2 protein-coding genes are annotated in these 1,015 nt (G+C 72.5%); both read left to right on the top strand.

Translation table 11 applies throughout. The features are described 5' to 3' along the window. The coding region (locus G6027_RS16355; protein WP_182638074.1) for a sigma-70 region 4 domain-containing protein at positions 1-260 on the top strand (260 nt) is incomplete at its 5' end. Beyond that, a complete protein-coding gene (locus tag G6027_RS16350; protein WP_182638073.1) occupies positions 257-901 on the top strand; it encodes a methylated-DNA--[protein]-cysteine S-methyltransferase in 645 nt (214 codons plus the stop codon). The genes G6027_RS16355 and G6027_RS16350, both read left to right, overlap by 4 nt. Positions 902-1,015 lie beyond the last annotated feature (114 nt).

Below are 1,015 nucleotides of genomic sequence, written 5' to 3'. Positions count from 1 at the left end.
GTTCGGGCGACGACGACGAGCTCGGCGACCACCCGATCTGGGGCGCGGTCGCCGCTCTGCCCACCCGGCAGCGGCTCTGTGTGACCTACCGGTATCTGGGCGGGTTGCCGTACGCCGAGATCGCCGCACTCATCGGGGGCAGCGACTCGGCCGCGAGGCGCGCGGCGGCCGACGGGGTGGCGGCCCTGAGGCAGACCATGCCGGAACAGACCGGGCGTGACCAGACAGTTCAGACGACACCGACGAGGGAGCAGACATGAACGGGGACGACGTCATCGACACACTCCGCGGCGCTCCCGCGGACACGGGCCGGTTGCGAGACCGCCTGGCACGCGAGGCGCACCAGGAGGGGCTGGTGGACGTGCTGGTCCGATCCGTCGACTCACCGATCGGCGGGTTGCTCCTGGCAGCGACCCCGCAGGGCCTGGCGTACGTGGCGTTCGAAGGCGAACCCCGGGACGAGGTCCTGCAGATGCTCGCCGCGAAGATCGGGCCCCGGGTCGTGCAGGCGAGTGCCTCCGGATCGCCGGACGAGGCCACCGGTGGCGTCGATGCCACGGGAGTCCTCGACGACGCCACCACGCAACTCCACGACTACCTCGCGGGTCGTCTGCGGGAGTTCTCCCTGCCGCTGGACACCGTCCTGGCCTCCGGGTTCCGCGGTCTGGTCCAGCGCCGACTGCCCGACGTGGGGTACGGGCACACGGCGACCTATCGGGAGATCGCCACCGCCCTCGACAAGCCCGGGGCCGTCCGCGCGGTGGGCACGGCGTGCGCCACCAACCCGCTTCCCCTCGTGTGGCCGTGCCACCGGATCCTGCGCTCGGACGGCGGCCTCGGCGGCTACCGGGGCGGGCTCGAGGTCAAGAGGCGTCTCCTGGCGATGGAGTCCGCTGCGTGACCGCGGGACAGGTCGCGGCGCTCTACGGAATCTGGGTGATCGCGGTGATCTCGCCGGGGCCCGACCTCGTCGTCGTCCTCCACCGCTCGGTCGTCGGGCGACGCCAGGGCGTCG

Origin of the sequence: Dietzia sp. SLG310A2-38A2, assembly GCF_014145095.1 — a bacterium.
In the GTDB taxonomy this organism is placed as follows: Bacteria; Actinomycetota; Actinomycetes; order Mycobacteriales; family Mycobacteriaceae; genus Dietzia.
This window is presented reverse-complemented; position numbering and strand designations above follow the sequence as displayed.